Below are 21,575 nucleotides of genomic sequence, written 5' to 3'. Positions count from 1 at the left end.
AAAAAGTCACCTCGTTTCTGGTACGGACAGGGAAAAATCGCTGTCCACTTCATTGCCCCACACATCCCAGCCAGGGGTTTTCTGTCTGGCAAACAGTTCTGCGCGGGGCAGGTCACCCGCAAGCTCGATGATTTTCTCGCGGGTGATGTCTGGTTTCTTGCTGTGTTCCTCCACCGGGGAAATGATAAACTGATGGACGCTTTTGGAGTAACGCTTGGGATGGCCCCGCTTGGCAAGCAGGCAGATTTCCGCATTTCCTCTCGTCCAATAGCCCAGTCCGTAAAACCATGTGGGGCTTTTGCGGTTCAATTTCAGCCAGACAAAGGCCACGGTCTTAAAGGAAAAGCCCCACGCCTTAATCAGACGCAGCGCCTCCGGGAGCTGGGGGAAAGTCGCCCACAAAAACAAGAGGCAGTCTTTTTCCGCCAGCGTTTCCACCGGCAGGGCGCACAGCTCGTCAATGCTCATGGTGGGATAGTGATGTTCCGCCGCCCCTGTCCGTTTGCACTCATATCTCCACGGCGGGTCGGCGTAAAGGATGTTGTAGGTTTTCTTTTGTGTTTCTTCGATGGTTGGTATTCCTCCTGTCTGTCAATGTGCGGTAAATACGGCTTTCGATATGCTGCCGGTCTTGAACAGACAGAAGCAAAGCAAAACGGTATAGCCCATACAGCCCCAGATTGCGCCGGATATGTCGTCGGCGGTTCCGATCTGCTGGATCAGCACCGCATAAATCCCGACAACCACCATGATTAAAAAGGCTTGGAAGCCCAGCGCAAGCAGGGATTTCAAGTAGTTCTGGCCCATGCCGCGCCACTCCGAGTTTCCCAGCGTAGCAAGGGGAATCGGCCCCAGCGCAGTCACAGCGTATATTTCAATCATTCTCCCGTAGGTGACAAGGAAAATGCAGATGGATAACGCGTGCATCGTCAGCCCAACAACCAGGGTCTGAAACCACAGGCCCAACAGAGGGCCGATGTCCATGGCTTCCAGCCGGGTTTCCAGATCCGGAATCAGGGTATCAAAGTCAATGCTGGTTTCCCCGATGATGACCCCGGCGCTTTGGTTCACGACGGCCTGGGTGGCGTCAAAGACGCCCATGACGATATTCCATGTGTTCGTCACAATGAGGATGGCAAATGCGCTCTTAAACATCCAGCGGAAGAACAGGGACGTATCAAAGTCGTGCATGTTGTTCTTTTCCACAATCATTTCAATCAGCTCATAGCACATCACCAGGGCGAGAATCGCCGCCGCAATGGGGACAATGACCGTTTCGGACAGGGTTTGCAGCATGGAAAAAATGCCGCCGTTCCAGTCCTGCGGAGTGCTGCCCACATCCGATGCGATTTCCCCGACCTTGGTATTCACGGTACTGAAAAGGCCGGACAGGTTTCCCTTGATCCCGTCAATCAGGATGCCTTTGATCCATTCCCCGATTAAATCATCAATCATGTGTGTATCCCTCCTTTCCCGCGCCCTCCCAGCAGCAGGAGGGCGCGGCGTATTGCTTGCAGATGGACCAAACGATTATCCCAGCAGCCCGGACAGCAGCGGAACAAGGGTCATGCCAATGAGGGCCACGCCTCCGCCCGCGACAAGCTGCTTGATCCCCTGGCTCTTGCTGGCGGGGTTGTCGGCCCCGTATCCCTCCAACAGATTGACGCCGCCCCATACACAGAGCGCCCCGCCCAGGCCCACAACGATGGTCTGTAACGTATCCACTGCACTATTGAAAAATTCCATATATGCCTCACTTTCTGCCGGTTTCCGGCGACCAAATTTGATTGATTACAGGAAAAAAGCCGCTTCACTGGGCGGCTAAATCTTCGTCCGACAGGTCAATGTCGTAAAGGTCAAAGGTTTCATCCTCCGATACCACGCGCCGTTTTTTCCGGCGCAGGGACGACAAGTACCTGTCCACATCAAAGGTGTTCTGTTTGTCGGCATCCGAGAGGTATTGATAGCGGGGGTGGCGGGTAATGTCGTATTTCTCACTGAAAAACGGCCTCACCCCGCGCACCTGCAAAATACACTTGCCTCCGTCCATGGTTGCAATTTCGTCCTGGCTCATCAGCTCCTTTCCGAGTTTTTGGTAGTTCAGTCCGTGGGAGGTCTGCGCGCCCCGGTTTTCGCTTTGGTTGTAGCTGTCAATCGTTTCCTTGCCCAGCACGTCAGCGATTTCCTTGGCGTTTTTACCTCTTCCACTCAGGAAAAGCGTACAGTCGCAGTTGTCGGAAATGATTTCCGCTGCATCCTTGTAGATGGCCTTTAACTGTGACTGGCTCTGCAAAATGATAGAAGCCGAGATTTCCCGGCTTCGGATGGTGGCGATCAGCTTGTCAAAGTTGGGAATCTGACCGATGTTGGCAAACTCGTCCAGAATCATCCGCACATGGACGGGCAGCCGCCCGCCGTATTTGTCATCGGCCCGGTCGCACAAAAGGTTGATAAGCTGGCTCTGCACCATGGTAAGAATGAAGTTAAACGTCGTGTCCGTGTCGCTCATAATGAGGAACAGGGCCGTTTTTTCATCCCCGATGGTGTCAAGCTCCAGCTCGTCGTCCTCCATCAGCTCCCGCACTTCCCGGATGTCAAATGGCGCTAATCTGGCTCCGCAGCTAATCAAAATGGAACTGCGGGTTTTGCCTGCCGACAGAAGGAATTTTTTGTACTGGCGCACCGCAAAGTGTTCCGGGTCTTTTTCTTCCAGCCGTTCAAACATGGCATCCACCGGGGATTGAAATTCCGGGTCGTCCTCGCGGGCCTCCGACGCATTGATCATTTCAAGCAGCGTCGTGAAATTCATTTCATCGTCCGGCGCTTCGTACCAGATGTAGCCAATGAGAGCCGAATACAACAGACGTTCCGACTTGATCCAAAAATCCTCAGCGCTTTTTTCGCCCTCCCCCTTGGTGTTGCAGATCAGGGTGTTGACCAGCTTTAAGATGTCTTTTTCCGAATGAATGTAGCGGAATGGGTTGTACCGCATGCTCTTGGAAAAGTTGATGGTATTCAGCACTTTGACCCGGTAGCCGCTTCGCACAAGGAGCTGGCCCACCTCCCCGATCAGGCCCCCTTTGGGATCGGTGATAATGAAAGAGGCCGGATAGTCCTTGGACACGCACTGCATCAGGTTCGGCTTCACAAAAAATCGCGTCTTGCCGCTGCCGGAACCGCCGATGACCAGCACGTTTTTGTTCCGGGCGGTCTTGGGGTCTTTGGGGCGGTTGTTCATGGTGAGGCGTTCCGTCTGGGTCAGGAGAATGTTGTTATCAAACACCGGGTCGATGTACGGGGCTATATCTTTGGGGCCGCCCCACCGGGCACTGCCGTATTCTACGCCTCGGCGGTATTTCTTGGCGTTCTTGCTCTTGCAGTACACCATCAGACGCAATGCCACCGCACCGGCCACACCCACCGCCAGATCGAACAGGTGGAAGCTGGGGGCGGCGTTTTCAAAGGCAAGGGAAAAGCCGTCCGCAAGGTGCAGCAGCTTTTCTGAGACATCCGCCCCAGCCGCCAGCCGGTAGGTCTGTCCCAGCTTGCCAAACAGGTAAACGAACAGCAGATAGGGCAGGTTTGCGATTATCAGCTTTTTCACTTCCGGCCTCATAGAGACAGCCCCCTTTCCTTGATTTTCTCCTTGGCCTGCTGGCGGTTTCTGGCCGCCGTCTTTTGCTTCATAGCCGACAGGGCCTTTCGGATGGAGGGGCGTTCCTGCTGTTTGAGCTTCTTGGCCGTAAACTCCTTAAACGCCTGTTCCAGATTGTCCGCCTGCTTGGATTTGAAAATCACGATATACCGGGGCGGATGGGTGGTGCGGTCTTTCCGCAGGGTGAAATCAATTCCGTATTTCTTGGCGCAGGGCCGAAACAGGCCGATGTTGGCATCGGTGATTTCAATGTTGGACAGGGCGGAACCGTCCTTTTTGAGCTGCCGCAAGCTCTGTTTTCCGTGATGTGCCTTTCCTGTCCCTTTCTGCCGGGCGGCCAGATATTTTCGGATGGCCGCTTGCAGCACTTGGGCGGTGAGCTTGCCCGTCTTAACCGCTAACGCTATGGTTTTCTGGTCTACTTCTTCCTGCAACTGCTATCCCTCCTTTGGAAAGTCAGCAGGCAGACGGATGGCTTAAATCCGCACCCGCAGGCCGGAGAGGTCGTCGGCATGGATTCCCACCAAATACCAATTCTCGGCCATTTCAATGCGGGTCGGCTTCCATCTGCCGCCCACCATCACATCAAAAGTTTCTCCGCAGTGCAGGCCGCCGTAATAGTCCGCAAGGTCAAAGCGGATGTCGTAGCGGTCTGTCTGCTCGTCAAAAATCAAAGCACCCTGTTTCATAGGGTCGTCCTCCTTTCTCGTCGTCACAAAATCATTACGGGGTTCCCCAACTGCCTGTGTTCATATCGTGAGCTACCAGCGCCGTGTAATAGCCGTTGATGGTGCTTGGGGCGTTGAACAGAACCGCCAGCAGGTATTTTTTGATGTTCCGTATTTCCGTGGTGTTTTTGCTGATACAGTCAAAGACAAACTCAATGTGAGAGCTGTTCAGCTTCATCAGCTTGGATTTCACCAGCTCGGCGGGGTAGTCGTCCCCGGCAATGCGGATGGTCTTTCGGGCGCTGCATACGGTTTCCACCAGCAAGTCCACGATCTCGTCCAGCATATCCCGGTCAATCCCCTTGGCGTACTGGCAAAGGTGTTCATACTCGATGTTGTCCTTGATGATCTCCCGATAAATCTCTACGGCGCTCTGTGATTTCGCTCCCGTTCCTTTCCGTTCCGGCGGCGCAGCCGCTTCTTCCCCCAAAGGAGAGGGAGGGGAAAGGATAGGAATGGAATCGGTATTTGATCCATCTGTAATTGATTTCTCTTTACTTGATCTATCTTTATTTAATTGCGTTGGTTTTTCCTGCGTAGGCTTTTCCTGCGTTGGATTATCCAATGTTGGATTTTCCAATGTAGGTGAATCCGGCACAGGTTGGGGCTGTTCGTAAATGATGTAATCCGCCCCGCGCAGGCGGCCTTGGCTGTCACGCTCACGGGAACGCACGATATAGCCCGCCTGTTCCAGCTCCCGGACAGCCGCCCGGATCGCGTCGATCTGCTCCCGGTTGATAAGGGACAAGCCTTTCAGCGTAAAGTCCCAATCCTCCGGCAAGGACAGCATTTGCGACAGCAGGCCCTTGGCTTTCAGGGACAAGTCCTTGTTCCGCAGGTGGTGGTTGGACATCACCGTGTAGCCCCGGTTTTTCTCCACTCGAAAAACTGCCATCTCGTCGTCCACTCCTTTCACTTGAAATTTCACCGCGCCGTCAAGGGCGGTGAGCTTGCCCGGCTGGTAGGGACATTCCTCATACACACAAAACTGGTACTTCCAGTGCGGGCGGTAGAAACGGCAGGTGCCGCAGTCCTCCGGCGCTCCGGCCTCGCCGCTGTCAAAATGATCTGCGCCCGGCCTCGTCTGCATGAGCTGTTCAAAGGCCCGGTCGCTGCCGGAAGTAAAGTACATAGGTGGTCGCCTCCTTTCTGGTTTTGGGCGCAAAAAAAGCGGCGTCCTGATCTCCCCAAAGGGGAAAAGAGAACGCCGCCGTTTGCGGTGTCGTATTTGATTTTCGATGTGTCACTATTTGGGCGGTGGGCTTCACGGGAAGCAGAAGCGTGTCAAAGCTCAATCCGAAAGTAGTAAATCGGTAGTAAATTCAGTTCTTATATCCCGTGAAATGCCCGTATTTCCGGGCTTTTTGGAGATAATCAGAGTTGTTAACATTAACCTTTGACCATTGTGAATAAATTCGTTTCGTATGGCCGCTTATCTTAATTGTTTTATAGGTACGAATCCTTACGTAATACTTCTTTTTTGCCTTCAGTTTTTTAATTTTCTTTGAAGTTGTCTTATTGCTCTTAACGGTGGTGGTTTTTACGGATTTTTTTGTAAATTTTTTATTAGTAGCATACTGAATCTGATACCCCGTTACTTGCGTTCTTTGTCTTTTCCATTTGACGCGAAGCTGTTTTTTCCCTGCAGTCAGCTTAGACAGATTAGTCTTCTTGGGAACAATGGTATATTGCTTTGACAAGGAGCCGCTGTAATCACCCCGAAAGGCTAGCTTTAAGGTATAAATCCCAACATTTTTCCGTCCCTTAGAATAGGAGACTGTATAGTCGCTTCCGTTTCTTAGCTCTTTTCCTCCGGCAAATATGCGTGGTGATGGTGTAATCGCTTTTCCTTTATAGGTATACTTTGTCATCAGTCCTGTGATTTGCACATTTGAAATAGGCGCCGGCATAATTTGATAAGTAACCGTCCTACTTCCGGTATAGTCGCCCATGCCTTTGATTTCAACCGTATAAGAACCGGCCCTTACACTGTTATCCGGTTTGATCAGAGAATAATCTTTTCCCTCAGACAATCCCTCCACAGAAATCTTCGGTCTCTGATCTCGCCCATTATATCGAAATGTTGATGCACTTACCGATAGCTTTCGATATTGTATTTGAGAAATATCGAAAAAGGGCAGTCCGTTTCTCTTCGCATAAGCTTCTGCTGGCGACCCCATCGCCCCATAAAGCCTTACCTTATCACAATACTCAAATGCATAGTCATCCTCAATCTGAATGTTTTCAGGAAGATACACACTTTCTAAATTCTCACAGCCAGTAAACATCCATCCATCTAACTTCTCCAATTTTGGAGGAATGGTAATGCTCTTTAATTTTTTACAGTCCATAAATGCTTGATGCATCGTGGACAACCCGTCCGAGAGCCTGATTATTTCCAATCCAGTGCACTGGTTAAATGCGCCGGCAAAAATCTTCTCCACGGCGTCGCTCATGTCAATGTGCCTCAAATTCCTGCTGCTGTTGAAAGCTGAATACTCCACAACTTTTACAGTTTGCGGAATCAAGTAGAAGGTTTGTGGTTTTCCTGCCGGATAACAGTATAATCGGCTAAGATCTTTTGAAAACAATACCCCATTCATATCGCAGTATTGCTGGTTTTCATCGGAAACATCGATTGCTTTGAGTTTCGGACAATAGACAAAATTGGATGCCTGGAGGTTTTCCAGACTTTTAGGCAGAATCACCCTTTCAAGGTTAATACAGTTGGAAAAATTACCGCTTTCTATCTGTTTGACACCCTCAGGGATTTTAATTTCGCCAATACTGTTGCAGCCTTGAAAGGAAAAGGCCTCTAAGTACAGGACCGAATTGGGTATCTTCACATTCTCTAGGCTGTAACAATCCCGAAAGGCATATTTTCCAATTATTTCTGTCCCTTCGCTTATCTGGTAGCCAGTTCCTGGCTTATTTTCCGGATAACGAATCAGCTTCTTTTCTTTCGCATTATAAAGTACATTATCGATGGTTTCATAAACAGCATTAGAAGGGTCCACATGAATCGATTCTAGTGAAGGGCAGGAAACGAAAACAGACGGCTCGATCAACTGCACAGAAGCAGGAAACGAAATCGTTTTAAGAGACAAACATCCATTAAAGCACCCTGCGCCGATTGTTGTTACTTTATGTCCGGCAATTTCTTCCGGAATAGAGGCCTTTATGACCGTTTCATCTGCGCCGGAAACCGTTCCGGTCTCTTTATTAAAATAAAGATATCCTCCCTCTGCCTTGTACTTGACATCCGTCGCCTGGACATTCTCTGTGTGTGCCGAAACAATACTCGCCGAAACAAATAATGTTATCAATAAGATAAATAGAAAGGTTAATAACCTAAAAGTTTTTTTCATATCTGCCTCCCTCCAGGAATTGCATTGATCTTTCTATTTATGGGATATGGATAGTTATTAAATTCTATCAGATAGATCTTGCAGAATCAAGAAATTTAATGGATGATTCGAAATTTTCAAATATTACCTTTTTATCATCCAAAACTTGACCACAGCCAGCGACTCCCGCAAGTAAGACGGCGGCAGATTGTACCAGTCTGTTTTTGCTCCCAGGCCTTTGGCCTCAAGGCCGGCCGCCGCGCCGATGCTCCTAGCTCGATACAAATGGAAATCGCTTGTTACAAACACACAGGTATATGCCCCTTTAAAATGCTTGTCCAAAATCTCACGGGAAAATTTGAAATTTTCGTAAGTGCTGGTCGCCCGTTCTTCCTTGACGATTCGCTGTTTTGATATGCCTTTGTCCATCAAATATCGTTCCATTGCAGAGGCTTCGGTCACTTCCTCCTGAGGTCCCCGGCCGCCGCTCACCACAATCATTGCGCGAGGATTTTTTTCTGCATATTGGACAGCCTGATCCAGCCGATGGGAAAGGGTTCGCGAAGCTTGATCCCCATGTACCGCCGCGCCCAGTACGATAACCGCATCTTCCTTGTAATCCATAGAATCGCCGCGGGCGGCAGCAGCCAGAAAGAGAATCATCCCCAATAAAAATAGGACTCCGGCCAGCACCGCATATTTTACAATGCGTATAAACCCTTTTGCCGTAAGGGCTGCTATTTTCTCACGCCAAATCCCACAAGCCGTCAGCAAGGCTCCTGCGGCCAAAGTCAGCGCTGTTCCCATATTAAGGTTGGTGGTAATTGCCACATATAGCCCGTCCAGCAGCAGTAAGATGCCTGCTGCCAGCGATGCTTTCGCCAAAATTCCTTTTCCCATTAACTTCACCCCTGATTCTGCAAAAAGGTTCTGAGCTTGAATGGACGCAAGCTCAGAACCCCGCTATGTATTACCTTCTTTTCTATTTTACAACGTTTTAACCTCTGTTTCCAGCGTAATATCCAATTGGGCCGCATAATCCAAATACTTGCCGCATTCTTCATCCGTCAGCATGTCGGAGGAAATCAGCCCCTTTTGCGTATATTCATCATTGACAAACATCTTAGTGAACAAGGAACCGCACTGCCCGGTGAGATACATTTCCCCTGTGATTCCAGCCCGTTCAAAGGACTCTACGCAGCCTGGGGCATAGAGATAGGTTTCCACCAGCACGCGCTTGCCGTCTTTCATACCCACAGCTTCCACAACAAAAGCGCCTTCATCTTTCACCAGACCTTCATCCAGAATTTCCTTAATCTCGTCATGGTATTTGGGCGCCGGCGGAAGGTGAGATACGATCACATCAAAGGGAATAAAGGTGTGTCCCTTGTAGGTCTCTTCCTCTCTTGACAAAAGCCCGGCCCGGTACAGGGGTGTGGAAAAATCGATGCCCACGCCGCCGTATTTGAAATTGATGTTTTTGGCTCCCTTGAAATGGGTATCCTTGTTAAGCCCCATATAAACCGTTTCGTCGTGAGCGTGCTCCACCAAAGTGACAGGCCCCTGGCAGCCTTTAAAATGTCTGGTCACCGGCAGAGAATGGGGTTCTGTTTCCACCAGTTCGCCGTCTTTCAATGCGAAAGTCGGGTCGGTCATATCGGAAAGGGCGGTGAAAGGGGACCACCAGAAGGGCAGGAACCGTTTGGCTTCCACGCCTTCGTAAACCATCATCAGGATATCGTCGCAAGTATCCAGATACGTCATGGACCGCTTGGCAGCAACGCACATCATACCAGGGGCGGAGCCGGTGCCGATAATGGCGGTTTTTCCAATCTCTTTGAAACGTCTGCCGTAATCCTCATACATCATTTCTACGCATTTGGGCCACCAGGAATCCAGGACATCCGTGGCAGCGAAGTCCTGGTAGTTGGCCTTTACAGCGATTGCTGCCTCTAAGACTTTGGGTGCAAAGCGGATGGGCAGAGCGTTAACGATGAGATCCACGCCCTCTGCTGCTTTGATGATGCTATCGATATCGTCCGCATCCACATAAGCGCCGCTGGCTTTTTTGAGAATTTTCACCAGCTCATCTACCGCTTTGTGATCCGCATCCGCGCAAATAATTTGACTGACATTTGGCTCTTCGTCCATTCTCTGTGCAACGGTCGAACCCTGGGCTCCTGTTCCTAATACTAAAATTTTTTTCATTTTTTCTCCTCTTCTTTCAATTATTTTTTCTCTGCATCAAACTCTGAAAATAGAAAACTGCCTTCAAACATCACGGCCTCCGGTTTCACTTCATGAAGCTCACTTACCGGAATTTGGAAGATATCTCTGTCCAGTACAACCAGATTGGCTCGTTTTCCCGCCTCAATAGTGCCGGTCTCATCTTCCAGCCGCAGCGGAATCGCGCCCAGTCTGGTATACCCGTCCACCAGATCGGCGACGCTGAGCCTTGCCCTCTCCGGCGGTCGAACGCTTCCCGGATATTGTTCCGGGTCCAGAGGCTCTTCCGGGTCAACTCTGGTGGACGATATCTCCATGCCCAAAAACGGATCTCCTCTATGCTCTTCGCACATGCCGATCACATCACTGCTGTAAGTAACCACTGCTCCGGATTCAATCATCTCTGTGAAGTCATACATGGTGTTCCAGCGTTCCTGTCCCAGGTAATCGATTGCTGCTTCACCGAAATATCCGCCCGCCCAGTGGCAGGACCAGTTGATGATGATTCCCAGCTCCGCAGGCCGCCTGCGGTCATCGGGGTGAACCAGTTCGCAATGGGCCAGTTCCATGTAAATATCCCATGTTCCGCCTTCAGACTCCATCTGCTTCTTTGCCTTTTCGTAAGCATCGCAGGCAGTGCGGAATCCCCGGTCACAAACCACGTGAACATGGAGATCCAGCTTTTCCTGGTTCAAGCGCAGCAGTACGTTTATCAGTTCTTCCTCGCTCATATTGATCTGTCCGTAATTAGCCTTGTCGGGATCGTCGCAGTGGGGCTCCAGCGATGCGCTGTTGCCCATTTCATTGGTGCCATCCAGGAAAGTCTTCACTGTATGGATCCTCACATGATCGCTGGTGTATGTTCTTTGCCAGTCACGCAGGGTGGCGATGCAGGCATCCAGTTTGTCAAAGCTCTCAAGGAGGCAGGTCCCCTCATAATACATGTTGAGCCTTCCCGCCTTATCCATATCGTAATAAAGCTTCATCGCTTCTTCGCCTTCGGTGATCCCGTCCAGGATGCCGATAACACCGCGTTTTTTCAGAAAGTCCAGGAAAGGGGATAAGGTTTTTTCATCCACGGTAGTCGGCGGATGCCAGCCAATCTTATCATACATGACATCTTCATAATCTTTGGTTGGAAGCGGTTCCAGAACCCAGCCTGTGGGCTCGCCCTTGTCATCCCGTATGAAAAATGGCGCCATACCCGTTTCCTCGTTATTTTTATCGATGCCCATCAGCTCCAAAGCCTTGGAATTGTACCAGCAGGCGTGATCGGTAAAGTCCTGGAGCCTTACCGGCCGGTCCGACACATATTCGTCGATCCATTCTTTTCGAGGCCCCTTTTCATCGAACATGGTGGGCGGATAACATTCGCCGAAAAAATACGGAACTTCGCTGACCGGGTGGGTCTGGCAATATTCCTTGACAAAGGAGAGCATCTGATGCATATCATCAAACTCCGGCATCTGCACGCGCCAGCGGCTCTTGGCGATGGTCTCCGGGTGGGTATGCCCGTCGATGAGGCCGGGCAGCACCAGCCTTCCCTGCAGGTCGATTAAATCCCCTTCCGGCAGCGCAGCCTGACATTCGGCCAGCGTGCCCACTTTTATAAATCTGCCGTCCTTGATGGCCGCTGCTTCGGCAATTTCCCTTTGCTCATTGCTTTTATATAGTTTTCCGTTGAACAAAATCATCTCTTTGTTAATATTCATAACCATTCACTTCCTTCTTTCATACCGGGTCTTTCTTTTTTCCGATCAGGAGCAGCGCCGTGCCTGCCGCTGCACCGATTATTCCGCCAATCCTGGCGGTCTTTATCATGAGCCAAAAGTCGCTTTGCAGTCCCGATCCGTAGGTTTCCAAATAATATTCAGGTCCCCAATCACCTTCATACCAGCTGAGGAAAAGGCTCCCCACAATAGCATATATACCGAAAGCCAGCACATATACGCCGATCCTTTGTATATCGCCCTTTGCAAGTCTGGTTTTATAATTGATCGGGTATTCTTGTGGGTTTATTTTGTACAACCCGCCGCAGCTCACTTTAAATATGATATAGAATACTACAGCTGAACCGATCGAAATAAATCCGAGAAGAAAGTATTCCGTTCCGTTGACCAGCAGCCCCAAAACTGCGATCATCATTGGCAGGAGAGCCATAACAAAGATCTTTATTTTTCCGCCTTTGTTGTACCATACGGTTCGTTCCTCTACAGGATAAAGTTTTCTTATTTTTAGCAGAGCGATGCCAAGAACCACATAAACCATCAAAGCCAATGGCGTTAGTATTGTAACTAAAGTGGAAAAATTAAAATTCATCATCAGGACTGTAATCGCACCTAAAAGTAGAATGGCCAGGATGGGAACGCCCCTTGTTTTGCTGACTTTTACCAAAAACTTTGGGCAGAGCCGGTCGTCGGCCATGACAAAAAATCCCCTCGATCCGGCCGCAATATAGGAATTAAAAATTGCAGCCTGGGAAGCGATGGCAATTACAAGAAATGCTACACCCCATCCATATCCCAGGCACTGAGTAAGCACGTCGCCGTATCCGATTCCTTCCGTCCCCCATTTCTCCCACGAACCTATGGATACAAGGCCGGCCACAGTAGGGAGTATATAGCTGAGTGCAATCAGCGGCATGGCAATTTTAAAGCCTTTGGGAATGACTTCCGGATTTTCCAGTTCTCCCGCCATATTGGAGACGCATTCATATCCGCAGTACATCCAGATCACCAGGCATATGCTGCCGCCCAAGCTGTCAATGATGGACTGTCCTTCCGGCATAAAGGGCTGTACAGGATTATACTCCCAGTTGGCAAAGCCCACCACGGTTACAGTCGTAAAAGCAGCTAAAATTAAAATCGATAAAACGGTGCTAACCGTTCCAACTTCCTTCAGTCCCATTAGATTAATAATGACAAAAAAGGCGACTATGGCAAACTTGACGACAAAGGAGATAAAGGGATCCTTAAGTTCTGGAATAAAATCGGCCGCATATCCTACGATCAGCACAACATAAGTGGCAGATGACAGATAAATGGAGATTGTTCCCCACCAGCCCATGCAGAATCCCCAGAACTCGCCCAGCGACTCTTTAACCCAAACATAAATTCCGCCTTCAGACGGCATGAGAGCACTGAGTTCCGATACGATCTGACAGATGGGATACGCCCAGATGATCGCAAATACGACTAGCATCCCGATCGTCAGTCCCGGTCCGCTGGTTGGGATCATATCCTCAATTCCAAACGCACCTGCAGCCACCAGGCAGAACAGCAAAAAAGCGATTTGTATTGGCCGCATGGTATGTTTTTTTAAACCGGCAACACCATCCTGGCCGATTACATTTCCTTTGTTCTCCATAAATTTTCCTCCAAACTTTCCGATGCCGCATCTTTTTTTAATATTTTGTTTGTTAAGAAAATTATGACCCCAATCCAGTTCCATGACGATTGCCGTTTTTGATAAAAAAAGAACCAATTAATCTAAAATTTGACTATACCCCCTTTTTCGTGTATCCTTACCTTATGGATATCAAAGAAACCCCCATCAATTATCAGAAGGAACTAACATACGAAAGCCGGCTCTGCAAAATCGGCCATATTAATCCCCATTATCATCCCCATGATTTGGAGTTGATCTTCTGTCTTTCCGGGTCCGTCCGGCTGACTGCCGGCCACCAGAGCGTCAGGATTCAGGCCGGAGAAATCTTTTCCGTGGATTACCGGGATATTCACTATATCCACTCTGATTGCGACAACCTGACCTTAGTTTTCCATTTAAACCTCACCAGAACCCACTTGCCCTGGGAAAACTTGCGTCACGTTTTCTTTGCCTGCGAAAGCTGTCATTGTTATCCCTATCAAAAGGAAGCCATGAATGAGGTCAAGGATATTCTTTTGGCCCTTTCCTACGTGCAGCATACGGCCGACCCAACATACCCTCAAGGCATCTGCGAGCCCGCCAATCGTCTGATTGAAATCCTTTTCAAATTCTTTAACTGGTTTAATTACGAAAATCAGGATGAATACATGAATTTGGATCTTCATGACCGTTTTTACCGAGTGCTGGCCTATTGCAATGATCATTTTGATCAAAAGATTTCCGTTTCCCAGCTGGCCGCTTCCGAGCACATCAGTAGAAATTATTTTTCTCAATTTATCAGCAAGACGGTATTCAAAAGCTTTAGTCTGATGGTCAAATACATACGCTGCTTTGAAGCGGAACATCTGCTGCTCACCACCGATCTGCCTAATTCGGAAATCTCTTATCGAAGCGGTTTTTCCGATCCAAAGTATTTCTACACCACCTTCAAGGAGTGGTGGGGCTGTACGCCTACGGAGCACAGAGACCGCTGTCGCGCTTATCTGGAGCAGGCCCCCCGGCTTACAGTGGTCAAGGAAGCGGAAGCGGCCACTCTTTTGAAAGAATACATCACAGACTGGCATTTGCAGAAGGTGTTTGTTTAAAAAAAGACTGCTGCATGAAGTAAATCGCGCTTCAATGCAGCAGCTCTGTTTGCTAGAATATGTCCGACATCGCATGTCTTTTTTGATTTTTCGGCGTCATAGTTTTTGGGGAAAAATTCTAAAACAAATTTAAGTTTTTACGCAGTTTTTAACGGTTGCGCCCTCTCAAAATCAACCAGAAGCGGCAAAATCCATCCCTTCTCAATATCAGGCCACGCAAACCTATACCTTTGCGAAAAAAACGTAAACTTTCAATAAAATTTTCCCAGCCCAACGCAATGCGCTTTGAAAACAGAGTTTTCACGACGCCTTCTGCGAGGCATCGCACTCTATCTCGCCAAAAGCTCAATCACCTGATCCTGGGGCAGCGCATATACTTTATTGCCGCATATGCCTTCCATGGTTTCGGCTGCGAACATTGCGTTAAGAATCGCCTCTTCAACCGCTTCGGCCACGGAAAAATAAATGGGATCGAGCAGGTCGTCACTGAGCATCGTCACTTGAGATTCCGAGGAAGTGTAGGCGTTCTCGTTGGCTGTGGAAAACGCAAGGAAGATATCTCCGGATCCGTTTTCTCCATATGATCCTAAATTTCCGATGCCGATGGGTATGCGCTTGCATAATTTGGACAGCTGCCAGGGCATCAGAGGCGCATCAGTGGCGATGACAACGATGATGGACCCGGTTCCCGATTTAGGCTTTAACATGTTATATACAGCCTGGCTTCCACAAATTTGAGTTCCCATGTGCCTGCCCTTGATTTTGAAGTTTTTCCGCAAACCGTGGTTGGCCTGAACCAGTACGCCGATTGTAAATCCGCCGTCCTTCTTTGGCAAAAGACGCGAGGCGGTTCCGGTTCCGCCTTTAAAGTCATGGCAGACCATGCCTGTGCCTCCGCCCACATTTCCTTCTGCGATTCTGCCACCTTTGGCATTTTCCAGGGCTTTCCGCACATGCTTTTCTTTTACTCGAAATCCATTTATATCGTTGAGAAGCCCGTCCCAGGTTTCCCCTACTGCGGGATAAAAATATCCGCAGCCAGGTATTTCTTCGCCTTCATTGATAAGAGGATAGTAAAAATTATGCTCGATCATCCATTTGGCCGCAGTATCTCTGACCATGCCCACGCTATTGGTGTTGGTCAACATCAAGGGGCCGTGCATGAACCCTGAATCATCGATCCAGTGTGTTCCCGTCAGCTCTCCGTTTCCATTTAAATCATGCCGCCCGGCAAATACAGCGCTCCGCTTTTTCCCTCTCGGTAAAATGGCCGTTACGCCTGTTCTGACAATACCACTGCCTGCATCCATGGAATCAGAGGCGCTGCCCTCGATGATGGTCGCATAGCCCACTTCCACGCCGGCCACGTCTGTTATGGCATTATTTTTTCCAGTTGCTCCATAGAACGGGATTCCCGCTTCTCTTGCTCTCTTTTTCATATTTATCATTCTCCCTATTAAAAAATTTTGTTCAGTTTTTCTTGCGGATATTCTTTTCCTTCTTTTTTATATTCGATCGCTTCCAGCAGATTTTGAAAGCGCTCCTTTGTTACCGGATAAAGGATGATAAAGACCGTTCCAACCATAAATAAAATTCCCGGTATCAAGGTATTGACCGTTATAATGCCCTGCAGAGCCTGCTGGGTCTGAACTTCCGCCGTACCATCATATCCCAGCAGAGACAAAAGGCCACCAGTCACATACATTCCAATGGCTGATCCGAACTTTTGCATGAAGGACGAGAATCCGGTAATTGCGCCTTCCCGCCTCTTTCCAGTCACATATTCGTCCAGCTCGGCACAGTCGTACATCATGGAATAGCCTACGGACCAGTAGCATACATTGCCGATGTTATAAAATGCGGTAAACAAAATCAAATGGGTGAAGTCGGGAATTCCATAAAAGAAATAGAACATGCAGCCGGCAATGCTGATCAGATTCAGGGAAATCAAAGCCTGTTTTTTTCCAAAGCGATTGCTGATCAGATTACAGATGGGAATAAATGCGATAGTCAGGATCGAGTAAATGGTCCAGTATCCCGCCTGTTTGGCCGGACTCAAGCCCAGATTGTTGTCCATGATATAAACAAAAGCAGCCGATGCTATAGAAAAAGCGATGTTGTATGCCAAAGTCATCAGCAAAAACCGGCGGAAAGCTTTTAATTGGAAAAGTTCTTTATAGTTTGCCAGCAGCTTTGCCTTTTGTTCTGCTTTATATTGGTTCTTATCCACAAATTCTTTCCCCTTGGTCGCCCGCCAGCAGATCAAGCCGCCTGCCAGCCCGAAGAGCCCAAAGGCTACTGCGGAAATTGTCCAGGATTGTGCTTCCGTTCCTCCGCTTTGGGTGACTTTGTCCAGAACCATCATCGGTCCGGCGCTGACAAGCCATGTAGCCACGTAGATTCCAACTCCTGCAAAGCCGCGCAGCGTGGTCCTGTCGTTAAAGTCCTGGGTCAGTTCGGCGCCCAAGGCAAAGAAGGGAATGACATACGTTTTATAGCTGGTCCAATATAAAATCCCCACTGCGATATAATAAAGCAAGGTAATGGGTCTGCTGAAATCCACCGCAGTGTACAGCAGCACCGTGCAGAGGAATAAGGGGAAAACGCCTGCAAGCATGAAAGGCCTTCTTCGCCCGTACTTTGATTTGCAGTTGTCGGATAAATAGCCCACGATGGGATCCGTCAGCGCATCCCACAGCACGACAATCAAGGCAATGATCCCGCCATATACGGCCGGCAGTCCGACTACATCGGTCACAAAATATAAAAAGTAAATATAGAACATATTGAACGGTATGGAATCGGTCAACTGGCCGCACGCATATTGCAGTTTTAATGCGATCGTTGTCCTTTCAGATTTGGTTTCAGTCATAAACATGATCCTCCTTAAATCCTATACGAGTGACAGTTAATGATAAAGGCCTTTACATGGACAGAATATCGCAAATATTGTGCCACTTCTTAAACCTTGGAAATACAGCCTTTGACAGCTTGCACAAAAAAAGAAGTGTCAGATTTTTTAACACTTCTTTTTTCTTATATCACTTTGTTATTCAGTTTGGACCTTTTTGCGCCGGTGTCAGGTTTTTTATCATAGTAAAAGGATCTGACGATTTACCCCCGGTCATCCTTTTTGCTCAGGTTATATTTTTTTATTTTATAATGCAGACTGGGTCTGGAGATTCCCAGGAACTCCGCCGTTGCCGTAATATTCCAGTCGTTCAGCTTCAAGGCTTTCTCCAGGATGCGCTTTTCAGTATCGTCCATCAATTTGCCCAGCAAATTTTCTTTTGCTTCCATCGGCTCATCGACGATGAACTCTTTTAAGCGCGCGATGTTCAGCTCCTTAAAGTGTTTGCTCTCCAGGGTATCTCCGCTGCATTCGTTCATGGCTCGTTCGATGGCATTGAACAGTTCCCGGATGTTCCCCGGCCAATCGTATTCTTTGAGAATGTCTGCCGCCTCTTGGGTGATTCCAATTATGGCTTTGTTGAGGATCGGGTTTAGCCGCTGGATATGGGCCTGGGCAAGAAGGGGGATATCTTCTGTCCTTTGGCGCAATGGGGGAATTTCCATATTGATCACATCCAGTCGATAATATAGATCTTCCCGGAACAGGCCTTCTTCCACAAGTTTTTTTAAATCCTTGTTGGTGGCGGAAATGATGCGAATGTCAATTTTTATTTTTTTGCCCCCGACGGTCACCACCTCTTTTTCCTGCAGGACCCGCAGAAGCTTGGGCTGCATATGATAGGGGATCTGGTCAATTTCGTCCAAGAAAATCGTTCCCTTGTCGGCCATTTGAAACCTTCCTTGTCTGCCGCCCCGCGCTGCCCCGGTGAAGGACCCTTCTTCATAGCCAAAGAGCTCTGATTCAAACAAATGCTCCGGTATGGAGGCGCAGTTCACTTCTACCATGGGAAACCTGCTGCGCATACTGCTGCTGTGGATGGCCTGTGCGACGACTTCCTTGCCCACCCCGGATTCGCCGGTTATGAGGACGGTGGAGTCGGATTCCACCAGGTTATAAATTTTCTGCCGGATTCTTTCGATGGCCAGGCTCTTGCCGATGATATCGGCTACCATATACTTGGACTCCTTTTTCTTATTGTAAAATTCGGAAACGTTTCCAAACCCTTTGTTCTTGGTCATAATCGTTCCGTTCAGTACTGTTTCTAGCTTTTCCGCAAAGCTCTGCAGCTGCCAGCTGTCCGTGAACAAATCATAGTCGATGGCGCCTGCGATCTGTCCATGGTCATAAACAGGCTTGATTCTGGCAACACTGATGAAACCATCGGACAAATAGAAATAGGCTTCCTGCTGTTCTTCTTTTGCAAAGGCGCTGCTGATTTTGCTGGTGGGGTGGATTTCATGGATGGATTTCCCCACCACCTTTTGTGGAAGCTCGATGCCGTACAGTTCTTCCAATGCGTCAAATAGATCGGGAGATAAATATTTTATAATTCCCTTATGATCTATGACGACCAGCCCGTCAATGGCATCGAAGACGTTTTTGCACTCTTCCAACGTCAAGCCGAAATATGTGATTTTCTTTTCTTTTTTCATGGCGTTTTCCTCTAATGTCATACCGGACATTTCTTCAGTCCAGTCTTTTTCCCCGATTTTGCGACAACATCTGCATACGCGAAAAGGGATGCGCTTCAGGGAAGTTTCATCACGCATCCCTTGCACGAATGCAGCTCTTCTGACATTATCCCACAAGCCGGCCAATGCTCTGTGGAAAAGGCTTGCGGGTGATTCGCGCTCATGATTCGACAGATTTATTATGTTTTACGGGTTATAGATAATCATATGAACAATGGCTGTTTCATTGCCTGTGTTTCTGTAAGAATGAATGGAATCTGCCCTGAATCGAAGGTGTTCACCAGCCCTTACCGTAAAGCTCTGATCGTTCAGGCAAATTTCCAGGGCGCCTTTGAATATGGTAACGAATTCCGTCGCCCCCCTTAAGTGGGCTTCTGATTCCCAATAACAGCCCTCCTCAAGCTCCAAGTAGTACACCGCGAATCTGCGGTTTTCATCGTCGGGAAAAATCGAATAATTCTTCACCCTCCCGCCGTCTTCAAGCAGCGGCTGTATTTCCCCAGTCTTGACAATCTCATAAGGCTTTTCAGGACGCACCGTCAGTGCATCAAAAGGCACCTTCATTCCGTTGGAAATTTTCCAAAGCGTCGATAATGTTGGGTTCCCGTCCCCCCGTTCAATCTGGGCAAGCATACTCTTACTAACGCCGCTCAGTTTGGAGAGTTCTTCCATACTCAGTTTGTTTTCCTCCCGCAGACGCTTAATATTCTTTGCCACAATCGCATTCATCGTATCCAAAAGAAACCTCCTCTTGACAATATATTGCATATAATGTATCATTATATCGTACAGTACGATATATCGCACCTTTTGTACCATTATATACCTATTGCTTTTATAAGTAAAGAGGGAGGCGTCTTTCGTGTTTCATTTATATGACTTTCTTATTTATTGCATGATCACGGCTTACACGCCGGGAGCAAACAACCTGCTTTCTATGAGCAATGCTATCCGGCTCGGCTATCGGCGCAGTCTCCGTTTTAATTTTGGTATTTTAGCCGGATTTGCAGCAGTAATGGTACTGTGCATGATTTTTAGCGCGGTGCTGTATCAGCTGCTTCCGAAAATCAAAATCGTTATGCAGGTTCTTGGCGCCGTCTATATGTTGTACTTAGCTTGGAAAGTATGGAAAAGCTCAGCTGACCTGCATACGGAAAACGGCAAAGAGGCCAGCTTTCTTTCTGGTATGATCCTGCAATTTGCCAATCCAAAAATCTATATTTATGCGATAACAGCAATATCGCTCTACATTTTGCCCGTTTATCATTCCCCATGGGCAATGGTTGGGTTCACCGCTATATTAACGCTGATCGGTGCCTCCGGCTCTTTTATGTGGGCCTTGTTGGGCTCTGCCTTTTGTAAAATTTTAGCCAAACATACAAAACTCGTCAACCTGGTTATGGCGCTGTTGCTTATTTATTGCGCCATCGCCTTATTTCTGTAATGGGAAGTTAGTACGAAAGGTTTTATCGGATGATTTTAGCACTGATACAGCGCCTTAATTTCAGCCTCTTATTGAGGGCGATCAGCGACAATCCTGCACTGATGCTGTTTTACCCGGTCATAGTTAATGCCCACCAGCAGGATCTCTTCGCAGCCTTCCGCCTTCTGCGCATAATTTTTATCCCTGATCTGAGCGATAGCCTCTTCACAGGAGCCGCCCACCTTTAGTTCCAGCACAATCGCCGGCTTCCCCGGCTTCTTTGGCAGGAATAGGTAGTCGCAGTATCCCTTTCCGCTCTTAGCTTCCCGTTCAATGTAATAATCATCCCGCGCTGACAGATAACACAGAGTGATGACACACGACAGGGCATTTTCATCATTGTATTTGAGAAAAAGGATTTCCTTATCATGAACCTCTTCCAAGATCGCGGCTACCGTTTCTTCCTCACCGGCCAAAGTGGCTTCTAACATCTTCTGGGAACGATCCACAATGGCTTTCACCTCGCCCATGCTCCGGCGTGTCAGAACATCCTCGTATTTTTCCATCAGCTCATGATTGGGAATCTGCAGGCAGCCGTCATAGTACGACAGAAATCCATAGACCACCATGGCTGAAAGGATTTCGTCTCTGGTGTCCAGCTGCAATTCGGCGGCGCTGTAGCCTTTCAGTTTGATGGGGACCGGGATACCGGCCACCAGCTTGACGATATCTTCCCGCACCTCGTCCACGTTGTGCTCAATGCAGTCAGCGATTTCATTCATGGGGCCGGTTTCCGTCCAGGATGAAGATGAACGAGTCTTCCGTATCCTGGAGCATCTGGCTCAGGCTGTCATATTCCCGCGCCGCAAGCTCCGGATAGGCTTCGGCCAGATCCGCCTTCATGTTTTTCAGGATGCTGGTCATATACGCTTTATAGCTATCGCAAAGATCCGGCATCCTGCTAAAGTCTATATAGATGACATTGTGCTTGTTCAAATGCTGGGAAAAAGACGCTGCCCCGGAAACCGCCAGTCCCGCAAAAAGTCCGCTGCTGTCATAACCTTTGGTGTAATCTTTTCCGCCTTTATGTACACGGATAATTTTAAATTATTCAGCCCT

20 protein-coding genes are annotated in these 21,575 nt (G+C 48.6%); 2 read left to right on the top strand and 18 right to left on the bottom strand.

Going from position 1 to position 21,575, the window contains the following annotated elements; translation table 11 throughout:
- Nucleotides 1–6: 6 nt before the first annotated feature.
- The 12 genes from NIA71_RS15820 to NIA71_RS15765 form a co-directional block, all read right to left on the bottom strand.
- A complete protein-coding gene (locus NIA71_RS15820; protein ID WP_158347426.1) occupies nt 7–570 on the bottom strand; it encodes an MT-A70 family methyltransferase in 564 nt (187 codons plus the stop codon).
- Nucleotides 571–591: 21 nt separating this feature from the next.
- A complete protein-coding gene (locus NIA71_RS15815; RefSeq protein WP_253020933.1) occupies nt 592–1,455 on the bottom strand; it encodes a VirB6/TrbL-like conjugal transfer protein, CD1112 family in 864 nt (287 codons plus the stop codon).
- 75 nt (nt 1,456–1,530) lie between these two features.
- On the bottom strand, nt 1,531–1,746 hold the full coding sequence (locus tag NIA71_RS15810; protein ID WP_002566673.1) for a Maff2 family mobile element protein: 216 nt from the start codon (nt 1,744–1,746) through the stop codon (nt 1,531–1,533).
- Between the two features lie 64 nt (nt 1,747–1,810).
- Entirely contained in the window at nt 1,811–3,616 is a 1,806-nt protein-coding gene (locus NIA71_RS15805) for a VirD4-like conjugal transfer protein, CD1115 family (protein WP_002566674.1), read from the bottom strand.
- Nucleotides 3,613–4,089, bottom strand: a complete 477-nt coding sequence (locus NIA71_RS15800) for a PcfB family protein (RefSeq protein WP_089982496.1) — start codon at nt 4,087–4,089, stop codon at nt 3,613–3,615. Before NIA71_RS15800 ends, NIA71_RS15805 begins: the two co-directional genes overlap by 4 nt.
- Nucleotides 4,090–4,131: 42 nt before the next feature.
- A complete protein-coding gene (locus NIA71_RS15795; RefSeq protein WP_008689697.1) occupies nt 4,132–4,344 on the bottom strand; it encodes a DUF5348 domain-containing protein in 213 nt (70 codons plus the stop codon).
- 34 nt (nt 4,345–4,378) lie between these two features.
- A complete protein-coding gene (locus NIA71_RS15790; protein ID WP_089982499.1) occupies nt 4,379–5,515 on the bottom strand; it encodes a DUF6017 domain-containing protein in 1,137 nt (378 codons plus the stop codon).
- Nucleotides 5,516–5,705: 190 nt separating this feature from the next.
- Nucleotides 5,706–7,751 carry a leucine-rich repeat domain-containing protein gene (locus tag NIA71_RS15785; RefSeq protein WP_253020932.1) on the bottom strand — a complete coding sequence of 682 codons (2,046 nt, stop codon included), beginning with the start codon at nt 7,749–7,751 and terminating at the stop codon, nt 5,706–5,708.
- Nucleotides 7,752–7,874: 123 nt separating this feature from the next.
- Nucleotides 7,875–8,630: a YdcF family protein gene (locus NIA71_RS15780; RefSeq protein WP_253020931.1), complete on the bottom strand. Its 756-nt coding sequence runs from the start codon at nt 8,628–8,630 to the stop codon at nt 7,875–7,877.
- Between the two features lie 87 nt (nt 8,631–8,717).
- A complete protein-coding gene (locus NIA71_RS15775; protein ID WP_253020930.1) occupies nt 8,718–9,938 on the bottom strand; it encodes a saccharopine dehydrogenase family protein in 1,221 nt (406 codons plus the stop codon).
- Between the two features lie 20 nt (nt 9,939–9,958).
- Nucleotides 9,959–11,668, bottom strand: a complete 1,710-nt coding sequence (locus NIA71_RS15770) for an amidohydrolase (protein WP_253020929.1) — start codon at nt 11,666–11,668, stop codon at nt 9,959–9,961.
- Nucleotides 11,669–11,687: 19 nt separating this feature from the next.
- Nucleotides 11,688–13,322, bottom strand: a complete 1,635-nt coding sequence (locus NIA71_RS15765; protein ID WP_253020928.1) for an APC family permease — start codon at nt 13,320–13,322, stop codon at nt 11,688–11,690.
- Nucleotides 13,323–13,486: 164 nt separating this feature from the next.
- On the opposite strand from NIA71_RS15765, the gene NIA71_RS15760 reads away from it, so the two are divergent.
- A complete protein-coding gene (locus NIA71_RS15760) occupies nt 13,487–14,428 on the top strand; it encodes a helix-turn-helix domain-containing protein (RefSeq protein WP_227755457.1) in 942 nt (313 codons plus the stop codon).
- Nucleotides 14,429–14,757: 329 nt separating this feature from the next.
- Here the strand turns inward: NIA71_RS15760 and NIA71_RS15755 are convergent, their stop codons facing one another.
- From NIA71_RS15755 to NIA71_RS15740, 4 genes are all read right to left on the bottom strand, one after another.
- Nucleotides 14,758–15,867, bottom strand: a complete 1,110-nt coding sequence (locus NIA71_RS15755) for a P1 family peptidase (RefSeq protein ID WP_227755458.1) — start codon at nt 15,865–15,867, stop codon at nt 14,758–14,760.
- 17 nt (nt 15,868–15,884) lie between these two features.
- On the bottom strand, nt 15,885–17,300 hold the full coding sequence (locus NIA71_RS15750; RefSeq protein WP_227755459.1) for an MFS transporter: 1,416 nt from the start codon (nt 17,298–17,300) through the stop codon (nt 15,885–15,887).
- A 242-nt stretch (nt 17,301–17,542) separates the two neighbouring features.
- On the bottom strand, nt 17,543–19,015 hold the full coding sequence (locus NIA71_RS15745; protein WP_227755460.1) for a sigma-54 interaction domain-containing protein: 1,473 nt from the start codon (nt 19,013–19,015) through the stop codon (nt 17,543–17,545).
- A gap of 204 nt (nt 19,016–19,219) precedes the next feature.
- Nucleotides 19,220–19,762 carry a helix-turn-helix domain-containing protein gene (locus NIA71_RS15740; RefSeq protein ID WP_367177920.1) on the bottom strand — a complete coding sequence of 181 codons (543 nt, stop codon included), beginning with the start codon at nt 19,760–19,762 and terminating at the stop codon, nt 19,220–19,222.
- Between the two features lie 166 nt (nt 19,763–19,928).
- On the opposite strand from NIA71_RS15740, the gene NIA71_RS15735 reads away from it, so the two are divergent.
- Nucleotides 19,929–20,477, top strand: coding sequence for a LysE family transporter (locus NIA71_RS15735; protein ID WP_265333489.1), 549 nt, complete (start codon nt 19,929–19,931; stop codon nt 20,475–20,477).
- A gap of 68 nt (nt 20,478–20,545) precedes the next feature.
- On the opposite strand, the gene NIA71_RS15730 is transcribed toward NIA71_RS15735, so the two are convergent.
- The gene (locus NIA71_RS15730; RefSeq protein ID WP_253020927.1) at nt 20,546–21,238 is read right to left on the bottom strand and encodes a PD-(D/E)XK nuclease domain-containing protein; all 693 of its coding nucleotides are present in this window, start codon (nt 21,236–21,238) and stop codon (nt 20,546–20,548) included.
- Nucleotides 21,231–21,413: a LemA family protein gene (locus NIA71_RS15725; RefSeq protein ID WP_148397391.1), complete on the bottom strand. Its 183-nt coding sequence runs from the start codon at nt 21,411–21,413 to the stop codon at nt 21,231–21,233. Before NIA71_RS15725 ends, NIA71_RS15730 begins: the two co-directional genes overlap by 8 nt.
- Between the last annotated feature and the right edge of the window lie 162 nt (nt 21,414–21,575).

The sequence above is a fragment of the Ihubacter massiliensis genome, from assembly GCF_024125305.1.
Taxonomy (GTDB): Bacteria; Bacillota; Clostridia; order Peptostreptococcales; family Anaerovoracaceae; genus Hominibacterium; species Hominibacterium faecale.
Note: the sequence above shows the minus strand (reverse complement) of the source record. Positions and strands in the feature narration are given on the sequence as shown.